At 70.5% G+C, this 10,179-nt stretch carries 9 protein-coding genes; all 9 read left to right on the top strand.

The annotated features are described in order from the left end of the window. Positions 1 to 1,647, top strand: a 1,647-nt coding sequence (gene ilvG / locus Q0C81_RS10430) for an acetolactate synthase 2 catalytic subunit (RefSeq protein ID WP_291837257.1), incomplete at its 5' end; no start/stop codon positions are given. A gap of 2 nt (positions 1,648 to 1,649) precedes the next feature. Then, positions 1,650 to 1,937, top strand: coding sequence for an ACT domain-containing protein (locus Q0C81_RS10425; protein ID WP_291837255.1), 288 nt, complete (start codon positions 1,650 to 1,652; stop codon positions 1,935 to 1,937). Then, positions 1,934 to 3,163 (top strand): 2-isopropylmalate synthase, encoded by a 1,230-nt coding sequence (locus tag Q0C81_RS10420; RefSeq protein ID WP_291837253.1) that lies wholly within the window; start codon positions 1,934 to 1,936, stop codon positions 3,161 to 3,163. The genes Q0C81_RS10425 and Q0C81_RS10420 overlap by 4 nt, the downstream gene beginning before the upstream one ends. Continuing rightward, complete coding sequence (locus Q0C81_RS10415) at positions 3,147 to 4,115, top strand: branched-chain amino acid transaminase (protein ID WP_291837251.1); 969 nt, start codon at positions 3,147 to 3,149, stop codon at positions 4,113 to 4,115. The genes Q0C81_RS10420 and Q0C81_RS10415 overlap by 17 nt, the downstream gene beginning before the upstream one ends. Next, a complete protein-coding gene (gene leuC / locus Q0C81_RS10410; protein WP_291837249.1) occupies positions 4,108 to 5,565 on the top strand; it encodes a 3-isopropylmalate dehydratase large subunit in 1,458 nt (485 codons plus the stop codon). The genes Q0C81_RS10415 and leuC overlap by 8 nt, the downstream gene beginning before the upstream one ends. Continuing rightward, positions 5,558 to 6,142, top strand: a complete 585-nt coding sequence (leuD, locus tag Q0C81_RS10405) for a 3-isopropylmalate dehydratase small subunit (RefSeq protein WP_291837247.1) — start codon at positions 5,558 to 5,560, stop codon at positions 6,140 to 6,142. The genes leuC and leuD overlap by 8 nt, the downstream gene beginning before the upstream one ends. Further along, positions 6,142 to 7,242 carry a 3-isopropylmalate dehydrogenase gene (gene leuB / locus Q0C81_RS10400; protein WP_291837214.1) on the top strand — a complete coding sequence of 367 codons (1,101 nt, stop codon included), beginning with the start codon at positions 6,142 to 6,144 and terminating at the stop codon, positions 7,240 to 7,242. Before leuD ends, leuB begins: the two co-directional genes overlap by 1 nt. Positions 7,243 to 7,581: 339 nt before the next feature. Continuing rightward, positions 7,582 to 9,324 carry a homoserine dehydrogenase gene (locus Q0C81_RS10395; RefSeq protein WP_291837212.1) on the top strand — a complete coding sequence of 581 codons (1,743 nt, stop codon included), beginning with the start codon at positions 7,582 to 7,584 and terminating at the stop codon, positions 9,322 to 9,324. A gap of 2 nt (positions 9,325 to 9,326) precedes the next feature. After that, the coding region (locus tag Q0C81_RS10390) for a homoserine kinase (RefSeq protein WP_291837210.1) at positions 9,327 to 10,179 on the top strand (853 nt) is incomplete at its 3' end.

The following is a 10,179-nucleotide window of genomic DNA, read 5'->3' as shown; positions in this document are numbered from 1 at the left end:
CTGCTGGTCTCCACCCTGGAGCGGCTGGGGGTGGAGGTCGTGTTCGGCTATCCGGGCGGCGCCATCATGCCGGTCTATGACGCCCTGGCCGGATCGAAACTGCGCCACATCCTGGTCCGCCACGAGCAGGCCGCCGCCTTCGCTGCCGACGCCTACGCCCGGCGCAGCGGCAAGGTCGGCGTCTGCATGGCCACCTCTGGCCCCGGCGCCACCAATCTGATCACCGGCATCGCCAATGCGATGATGGATTCCATCCCCATCGTCTGCATCACCGGCAACGTCGCCCAGGGCGTCATGGGCACCGACGCCTTCCAGGAGATCGACATCCTGGGCGTCACCCTGCCGATCGTGAAGCATTCCATCCTTGTCCGCGACCCGGCCGATGTTCCGGCCGCCGTCGAGGAGGCCTTCCACATCGCCGCCTCGGGCCGTCCCGGACCGGTCCTGATCGACCTGCCCAAGGACGTCCAGGTCGGCCAGACCAGCGAGGACTTCGGCTTCCACATTCCCAACGCGGTCACCCCCATCGACCACGACGCCATCGCCCGCGCCGCCGAGATGATCCGCGCCGCCGAGCGCCCGCTGATCTACGTCGGCGGCGGGGTGAAGATCGGGCGGGCGACGGAACAGCTGCGCACCTTCGCCAACCAGACCGGCATCCCGTCGATCTCGACCCTGAACGCCCTGGGCACGATCCCGACCGACGCCCCCGGCTTCCAGGGGATGCTGGGCATGCACGGCACGCGCGCGGCGAACGAGGCGGTTCAGGAGGCCGATCTGCTGATCGTCTTCGGCGCCCGGTTCGACGACCGCGCCACCGGCAAGCTGGCCGAGTTCGCGCCGCACGCCCGCGTCGTCCATTTCGACATCGACGCCTCAGAGATCGGCAAGCTGCGCGAGACCCATGTCGCCGTCACGGGCGAGATCGCGCCGGGCATCGAGGCCCTGACCGCGCACCTGTCGGGCACGCCGCTGGCCATCGATCCGTGGATGATCCGCTGCGACACGCGGGTCCGCCGCACCGCCTTCCGCTACGAAGACGCACCCGGCGAAGGCGTCTACGCCCCCGCCCTGCTGAAAGCGATTTCCGAAGCGGCGGGCGATGACTTCGTCGCCGCCTGCGATGTCGGCCAGCACCAGATGTGGGCCGCCCAGCATTGCCGGTTCGCCAAGCCGGAAGCCCACATCACCTCGGGCGGCCTGGGCGCCATGGGTTTCGGCCTGCCCGCGGGCATCGGCGCCAAGCTGTCGGATCCGGACGCCACGGTCGTGGTCGTCGCCGGCGACGGCGGCTTCATGATGAACGTGCAGGAGCTGGCCACCCTGCGTCGCTACGGCGTCGCGGTGAAGGTCCTGCTGCTGGACAACAGCTCGCTGGGCCTGGTCCGTCAGTGGCAGGAGCTGTTCTTCGACGGCAACTACTCGGAGATCGACCTGTCCGACAATCCGGACTTCGTGAAGGTCGCCGAGGCCTTTGGCGTCGAGGCCTTCCGAATTAGTCGACGCGAGGAGGTTCAGGCCGGGATCGCCCGCCTGCTGGCCGCCGACGGCCCCTGCCTCGCGCACGTGATCATCGACCCCCGGGAGAACGTGTGGCCGCTGGTCCCGCCCGGAAAGAACAACGCCGAAATGATGGAAGGCGCCTGACCATGAGCACCGAAACCCTGCACCTGAACATTGACCGCGCCGACGGTTCGCTCCAGCGCCTGATCGGCCTGGTCGAGCGCCGCGGTTTCCACATCGACGGCATGACCCTGAGCGACGAAGGCCACGGTCGTCATGTCGAACTGGCCGTGCGCGGCCGCGACGCCGCCCGCTGCACCCGCACCCTGGGCCGCCAGATCGACAAGCTGTTCGGCGTCACCCGCATCGACGGCCGTCCGTCGGGCCAACACGCGGGTCAAGCCGCCGCCTTCCATCCCGAGGTAGCGGCATGACCAAGGTTCAAACCGCCGTCGCCGCCGATCCGAACAAGGTCGTCGTCTTCGACACCACCCTGCGCGACGGGGAACAGGCGCCCGGCTTCTCGATGAACCCGGACGACAAGGTCCGCATGGCCCATGTGCTGGCCGCGATGAATGTCGATGTGATCGAAGCCGGCTTCGCCGCCGCCTCGCCCGGCGACGAGGAAGGCGTGCGCCGGGTGGTCGGCGAGGTGGAAGGCCCCGTCTTCTGCTCGCTGGCCCGTTCGAGCGAGGCCGACATCGACGCGGCCTACCGCGCCCTGCGCGGGACGGAGGAGCGCCGTCTCCACATCTTCCTGGGCACCAGCCCGATCCATCGCTCGGCCAAGCTGAAGATGTCGAAGGCCGAGGTGCTGGCCGCCGCCGAGCGCTCGGTCGCCTACGCCCGCACTCGCTTCGAGGACGTGGAGTTCAGCCCCGAGGACGCCATCCGCACCGAGCCGGAGTTCCTGGCCGAGGTATGCGAGGCCGCCGCCGCGGCGGGAGCCACCACCCTGAACATCCCCGACACCGTCGGCTATTCCACCCCCGGCGAGATCGCCGAGATCTATCGCCGCCTGATCGCCACGGTCCGCGTCCGTCATCCGAACGTGGTCTTCTCGGCCCACTGCCACAACGACCTGGGCATGGCCGTCGCCAACTCGCTGGCGGCGGTGGAAGCCGGCGCGCGTCAGGTCGAGGGCGCCATCAACGGCATCGGCGAGCGGGCGGGCAACGCCTCGATCGAGGAGATGGTCATGGCCATCCGCACCCGGTCGGACCGCTATGGCCTGCACACCGGCGTGGACGCCACCCACCTGGTCCGCGCCAGCCGGCTGCTGAGCGAGATCACCCACACGCCGGTGGTCCGCAACAAGGCCATCGTCGGGTTGAACGCCTTCGCCCACGAGGCGGGCATCCACCAGCACGGCATGATGGCCGATCCCTCGACCTACGAGATCATGCGACCCCAGGACGTCGGTTTCGAAGGCACATGGTTCGTGCTGGGCAAGCACTCGGGCCGCCATGCCGTGGCCAAGCGCGCGGAGGCCTTGGGCCAGCCCGTCGCCGGCGCCCACCTGGCCGCCGCCTTCGCCGGCTTCAAGGCCCGCGCCGACGAGATCGGCGAGATCAACGACCACGAACTGCTGGCGATCATCGAGGCCTCGCGCCCGGATGCCGCCCCCCGACAGGAGTACGCGTATGCGGCCGCTGGCTGAACATATCTGGGTCAACGGCGAACTGACGCCCTGGGCGGACGCCAAGGTTCACGTGATGAGCCACGCGCTCCACTACGGCACCTCGGTGTTCGAGGGCATCCGCGTCTATGACACCCCGAACGGCCCCTGCGGCTTCCGCCTGACCGACCACGTGCGCCGCCTGTTCGACAGCGCCCGCATGTATCATTTCCAGCTGCCGTTCACCGAGGACGAGCTGGTCGAGGCCTGCCGCGCCACCGTGCGTTCGACCGGGCTCAAGTCCGCCTACATCCGCCCCATCGCCTTCCTGGGAGCATGCGGCATGGGGGTGACGCCCTCTCCCGAGAACATGAACGTCGACGTGGCCATCGCCGCCTTCCCGTGGGGAGCCTATCTGGGCGAGGAGGCGCTGGAGAAGGGCGTCGACGCCTGCGTCGCCAGCTGGTCGCGCATCGCCCCCAACACCGTGCCCTCGGGCGCCAAGGCGGGCGGCAACTACCTGTCCTCCTACCTGATCGGTCGCGAGGCCCGCGTCGGCGGCTTCGGCGAAGGCATCGCCCTGGGCACCGACGGCCGCCTGTCCGAAGGCGCCGGCGAGAACCTGTTCATCGTCAAGGACGGTGAGATCATCACCCCGCCCGCCGCCGCCTCCATCCTGATGGGCATCACCCGCGACAGCGTGCTGAAGCTGGCGCGCGGCCTGGGCTATGAGACCCGCGAGCAGATCCTGCCGCGCGAGGCCCTGTACGTCGCCGACGAGATATTCATGACCGGCACCGCCGCCGAGATCACCCCGGTGCGCTCGGTCGACGGCATCCCCACCCGCGCCGCCGGCCCGGGCCCGGTGACCAAGGCCGTCAACGCCGTCTTCCGCGGCCTGTTCACCGGCGCGACCCTGGACCGCCACGGCTGGCTGGAACCCATCGCGGCCCCCTCTCCCAGCCCCGCCCGCGCGGAGCCCGAATATGCCTGAGACCCTGTTCGAGAAGGTGTGGAACCGCCACGTCGTCCAGGCGGAAACGCTTGACGCCCCGGCGGTGCTCTACATCGACCTGCATCTGGTCCATGAGGTCACCAGCCCCCAGGCCTTCTCCGAGATCGAGAGCCGGGGCCTGAAGGTCCGTCGTCCGGACCGCACCTTCGCCACCCTGGACCACTCCACCCCCACCCTGCCCGCCGATGTTAGCGGAGAGCGGCCCTATTATACCCCGGCGTCCAAGACCCAGGTCGAGACGCTGGAGGCCAATTGCGAGCGCCACGGCGTCTCGCTGGCGGGCTGGGACTCGGCGGACCGTGGCGTGGTGCACGTCATGGGGCCTGAGCTGGGGCTGACCCAGCCGGGCATGACTGTCGTCTGCGGCGACAGCCACACCGCCACCCACGGCGCCTTCGGGGCCCTGGCCTTCGGCATCGGCACCTCCGAGGTCGGCCATGTGCTGGCCACCCAGTGCCTGCTGCAGCGGAAGGCCCGAACCATGCGCGTCACCGTCGATGGCCGACTGCAACCGGGCGTCTCCGGCAAGGACGTGGCGCTGGCGATTATCGCCCGCCTGGGCTTCGGCGGCGGCACCGGCTTCGTGGTCGAGTACGCCGGCGAGGCCATCCGGTCTCTGGACATGGAAGGGCGGATGACCGTCTGCAACATGTCGATCGAGGCGGGCGCCCGCGCCGGCATGATCGCCCCCGACCAGACCACCGTCGACTGGCTGAAGGGCCGTCAGCACGCACCTTCCGGCCCCGCCTGGGACCGCGCCGTCGCCGACTGGCTGGCGCTGGCCTCCGACGAGGGCGCGGCTTTCGACGCCGAGGTCCACATCGACGGCGCCGCCATCCGGCCCATGGCCACCTGGGGCACGACGCCGGACGCCGGCTCCGCCATCGGCGAACCCGTCCCCGCCCCGCGCGACGCCTCCGGCGAGAAGGCGCTGGCCTATATGGGCTTCACCGCCGGCGAGGCGACGACGGCCCATCCGGTCGATGTGGTCTTCATCGGCAGTTGCACCAACGGCCGCCTGCCCGACCTGCGCGCCGCCGCCGAGGTGCTGCGCGGCCGCAAGGTGAAGCCGGGCCTGCGCATGCTGGTGGTCCCCGGCTCCGAGGCCGTGCGCCGCGACGCCGAGGCGGAAGGGCTGCACACCGTCTTCACCGACGCCGGGGCCGAATGGCGCATCCCGGGATGCTCCATGTGCCTGGCCATGAACGGCGACATGGTCGCGCCGGGTCAGCTGGCGGTCTCGACCTCCAACCGCAATTTCGAGGGCCGTCAGGGGCCCGGCTCGCGCACCATCCTGGCCAGCCCCGCGACCGCCGCGGCGACCGCCATCATGGGCGTGCTGACCGACCCGCGCGTGTTTCTGACGGAGACCGCCCTCCTCAAGCAGCCAAGCGCCGCGCGCGAGGCGGTAGGAGTCCAGAATGCCTGAGCCCTTCAAGACCCTGACGTCGAAAGCCGTGGTCCTGTCGCAGTCGAATATCGACACCGACCAGATCATCCCGGGTCGTTTCCTGAGCACCACCAGCCGCGAAGGCCTGGGGGCCTGGGCCTTCTACGACTGGCGCTACGAGGCCGACGGGTCGCCCAAGCCCGAGGCGGTGCTGAACCGCATCGACCCGACCGAGCGCCGCATCCTGCTGGCGGGCAGGAATTTCGCCTGCGGCTCCTCACGCGAACACGCCCCATGGGCCCTGATGGACTACGGCTTTCGGGCCGTGGTCTCGACGGAGATCGCCGACATCTTCACGTCCAACGCCCTGAAGAACGGCTTCCTGCCCATCGTCGTCGATCAGGCCACCTGGGACGACCTCGCCGCCCATCCCGACCAGCCGATCACCATCGACCTGGAAACCTCGACGATCCAGCGCGGCAATGCACAGCCTGTCGCATTCGCCGTCGAGAGTTTCGCCCGCCAGTGCCTGCTCGACGGGGTCGACACCCTCGGCTGGCTGCAAGCCCGCATGCCCGCCATCGAAGCCTTTGAACGCCAGAAAGAAGCCGTCTGATGCCCTCCCCCAAGACCTATGACATCGTCGTCCTGCCCGGCGACGGCGTCGGCCCCGAAGTGACCCATGCGGCGAAGGCCGTGCTGACGGTCATCGGCGACTTCTATGGCCATGAGTTCCGCTTCCATGAACACCTGATCGGCGGGGCCGGCATCGACGCCGTCGGCGATCCCCTGCCCCAGGAAACCGTCGACGCCTGCCTGGCCGCCGATGCGGTGCTGCTCGGCGCCGTGGGCGGACCGCAGTGGGACGGCGGCAAGCGCCGTCCGGAAGAAGGACTGCTGGGCCTGCGCAAGGCCATGGGCCTGTACGCCAACCTGCGTCCTCTGCAGGTCTCGCCGGTGCTGGCCCACCGTTCGCCGCTGAAGAAGGAGATCGTCGAGGGCGTCGACCTGATCGTCTTCCGCGAGCTGACCGGCGGCATCTATTTCGGAGAGAAGACCCGCACCGCCGACCGCGCCACCGACCTGTGCGAATACACCGTCGGCGAGGTCGAGCGCGTCGCCCGCGCCGCCTTCCAGACCGCCCAGCAGCGGCGCGGCAAGGTGACCTCGGTCGACAAGGCCAACGTCATGGAGACCAGCCGCCTGTGGCGCGAGGTCGTGACCCGCATCCATGCCGAGGAATTCCCGCGCATCGAGCTGGAGCACGCCCTGGTCGACTCCATGGCCATGCACCTGATCCGCAAGCCGCGCGAGTACGACGTCATCCTGACCGAGAACATGTTCGGCGACATCCTGTCGGACGAAATCTCGGTGCTGGGCGGGTCCATCGGCCTGCTGCCGTCGGCCTCGCTGGGCTCGGGCGGCCCGGGCCTGTTCGAGCCCATCCATGGCTCGGCGCCCGATATCGCCGGTCAGGACAAGGCCAACCCGGTCGGGACCATCCTGTCGGCCGCCCTGCTGCTGCGTCACAGCCTGGGGCTGGAGGACGAGGCCGGCTCCATCGAGGCCGCCTGCGCCGCCGTGCTGTCGGCCGGCGCGGTCACCGCCGACCTGGGCGGGACCCTGGGCACCCGCGACGCCGCCAATGCGGTGATCGACGGCATCCGGGCGATCCACTGGGCCGCCGCCCATCGCGTCCAGATGCACTGGGCCTGAGGAAGAAACCGTGCCTTCGCCGCCGCAAATCCGGGGCGACGGCGCAATTTTTCACCTTTCACTTGACGGACCCCGCTCTTGTCCGTCAGCCTTCTCCCGAACTTGAACTGAGCAGGTCCGCCGTGAACCGCCTCGACGCCCGCACCGCCATCGCCTCGACCGCCTCGTGCGGCGGCGCGACCGTGCGCGTCATTGGCATGACCGGTATGACCACCACCACGCCTCCGGCGGGGACAGGTTAGCGCGCACCGAAGCTCAGGAACGCAAAACCCAACCCCGCCCGGATCGCTCCGGGCGGGGTTTTTCTTTTCTCCCCCATCTCCTCGAAAGACCCCTCCCATGTCCGCCCAGCTCGCCCTCCTCGACCGCCCGCCCGTCGCCCCGTCCGCCCTGGCCGCGCCCGAGGTCGTCGTCATGAAGTTCGGCAGCTCCGTGCTGGTCGATCCCGCCGACGCGCCCAAGGTCGCCTCCGACATCTACGCCGAGGTCCGACGCGGTCGCCGGGTGGTGGCGGTCGTCTCGGCCCTCGCCGGACAGACGGACCTCCTTCTGTCGGAAGCCCGCGCCCTCGGCCTGGCCCACGACAACAGCATCCTTCCGGCCTATGTCGTGCAGGGCGAGGAGCGGTCCGCCGCCCTCGTCGCCCTGGCCTGCGACCGGGTCGGCCTCAGCGCCGTCACCCTGTCTGTCCGCGAGCTCGGCCTGGTCGCCGAGGGGCCGTGCGAGCATGCCCGTCCGGTGTCGCTGGACCGCGCCGCCCTCGACCGCGCCCTGCTGAAGCATGAAGTCGTGGTCGTCCCCGGGTTCGGCGCCCTGTCGCCCGCCGGCGACGTGGTCCTTCTGGGCCGCGGCGGGTCGGACCTGACCGCCCTCTTCCTCGCCGCCGAACTGGAGCTCGACAGCGTCCAGCTGGTGAAGGACGTGGACGGGCTCTACGACCGCGATCCCAACGTCCATGCCGACGCCCGCCGCTACGATCAGGCCAGCTGGGCCGAGGACAAGGCGCTGGGCGGCGGCCTGGTCCAGCCCGATGCGCTGGACCTCGCCGAGGCGCGCCGCCTGAAGGTCGAGGTACGCAACTATCTGGACGGCCATCGCACGGTCGTCGGCGCGGTCGGCGCCCCGCCTCGCGTCACCCCACCGCATCGCCGCCTGCGCGTGGCCGTCGCCGGCTGCGGCGTGGTCGGCGGCGGCGCCCTGGCCCGCCTGCTGGTCGATCCGCGCCTGGACGTGGTCGGCGTGCTGGTCCGCGATCCGTCCAAACCGCGCGACGTGCCCGGCGCCACGGACGCCCGCCTCGCCCCCCTGCTGGTCTCAAGTCCCGACGCCCTGCTGGCGCGCGATCCGGACATCGTCCTGGAAGCCCTGTCCGAAGCCGCCGCCGGTCATGCGGTGATCCGCGCCGCCCTGTCGCGCGGCGTCGATGTGGCTACGGCCAACAAACAGGCCGTCAGCGTCGATCCCGCCGGGCTGCTGGCCCTGGCCGAGGCCAATGGCGCGACGCTGCTCTGGTCGGCCTCCGTCGGCGGCGGCGTGCCCATGGTCGAGGCCGTGCGCGCGGCCCGCGTCGACGCCCCCGTCGCCGCCTTCGAGGCCGTGCTGAACGGCACCGTCAACTTCATGCTGGCCCGTCTCGGCGAGGGCGCGTCCTTCGATCAGGCCTTGTCCGAAGCCCGCGCCGCCGGCTTCGCTGAGGAGGATCCGTCGTCCGACCTGGAAGGCCTCGACGCCCTGGCCAAGGTCCGCCTGCTGGCCTTCGAGGCTTTCGGCCTCATGCCCGAGGAAGCCGACATCGCCCGCGACGTGCTGGATCCCGCCGCCCTGCCGCCCGCCGGCGCGCGTCAGCTCTGTCGCTGCGAGCTGAAAGACGGCAAGCTGGTCGCCAGCGTGCAGCTGGTTTCGGGTCCGCTCGATCCGCTGTTCGCGGAGCTGAAGGGAGAGGGCAACGCCTTGAAGGTGGTCTCGCACGACGGATCGGCGGTGCGCCGCCGGGGGCGCGGCGCCGGACGCTGGGCCACGGCCGAAAGCCTGTTGGCCGACCTGTCCGACCTGGCCGCCGCGCGCCTTGTCGAGCCCGCCTGACCATGGCCGTCTTCACCCCCGTCGAGGAGGCCGACGCCGAGCCCTTCATTAGTCGCTACGGGCTGAGCCTCGTCGCGCTCACGCCCATCGCCGAAGGGGTGGAGAACACCAACTACCGGCTCGACACGGACCAGGGCCGTTTCGTCCTGACCCTGTTCGAGAACCGCACGGACGCGGCGTCCCTGCCCTTCTGCCTGGGCCTGACCGCCCACGCCGCCGACAAGGATCTGCCCGCCGCCCGCGCCCTGATCGACAGTGACGGAGAAACGGTCGGCGAGCTGAACGGTCGCCCCGCCGCCCTCCTCGAATGGCTGCCCGGGGCGTGGAAGCGCAATCCGTCGCCGGCGGATCAGAGACAGGCCGGGGCGCTTCTGGCCCGCCTGCATCTGGCCGGCGCGGACTTTCCGCTCGAGCGCATCGACCCGGTCGGCCCGGCCGCCCGCCGCGCCCTGTTCGAGCGCAGCCTGACCCGCGCGGGAGCCGCCGACCGCGCCCTGCTGGACCGGATGGCCCCCTGGGTGGTCGCGGGTTCCGACCCGGCCGCGGGCCTGCCGCGCGGTCCTATCCATGCCGACTATTTCCCGGACAATCTGCTGTTCGAAGGCGACGCGCCCAGCGGCCTGATCGACTTCTATTTCGGCTGCACCGGCGCCTATGCCTACGACCTGGCCATCGCCCTCTCGGCCTGGGGTTTCGACGCCGACGGTCTGCCCCTGCCCGCGGCGCTTCAGGCCTTCCGCGCCGGCTATGAGTCCGCGCGTCCCCTGACCCCGGCGGAAGACGCCGCCTTGCCCGCCCTCGGCGCCGTGGCGGCCGTGCGGTTCACCCTGACCCGGCTGCATGATCGGCTTTTCC

It is taken from the genome of Brevundimonas sp., from assembly GCF_023259385.1.
GTDB lineage: Bacteria > Pseudomonadota > Alphaproteobacteria > Caulobacterales > Caulobacteraceae > Brevundimonas.
The sequence above is the reverse complement of the archived record's forward strand: the minus strand, read 5'-3'. Positions and strand labels throughout refer to the sequence as shown.

Excerpts from the sequence above, each read along its gene's own strand:
- leuD (WP_291837247.1), top strand. The coding sequence starts at position 5,558 with ATGCCTGAGCCCTTCAAGACCCTGACGTCGAAAGCCGTGGTCCTGTCG.
- Q0C81_RS10395 (WP_291837212.1), top strand. The coding sequence starts at position 7,582 with ATGTCCGCCCAGCTCGCCCTCCTCGACCGCCCGCCCGTCGCCCCGTCC.
- Q0C81_RS10425 (WP_291837255.1), top strand. The coding sequence starts at position 1,650 with ATGAGCACCGAAACCCTGCACCTGAACATTGACCGCGCCGACGGTTCG.
- Q0C81_RS10415 (WP_291837251.1), top strand. The coding sequence starts at position 3,147 with ATGCGGCCGCTGGCTGAACATATCTGGGTCAACGGCGAACTGACGCCC.
- Q0C81_RS10420 (WP_291837253.1), top strand. The coding sequence starts at position 1,934 with ATGACCAAGGTTCAAACCGCCGTCGCCGCCGATCCGAACAAGGTCGTC.
- leuC (WP_291837249.1), top strand. The coding sequence starts at position 4,108 with ATGCCTGAGACCCTGTTCGAGAAGGTGTGGAACCGCCACGTCGTCCAG.
- leuB (WP_291837214.1), top strand. The coding sequence starts at position 6,142 with ATGCCCTCCCCCAAGACCTATGACATCGTCGTCCTGCCCGGCGACGGC.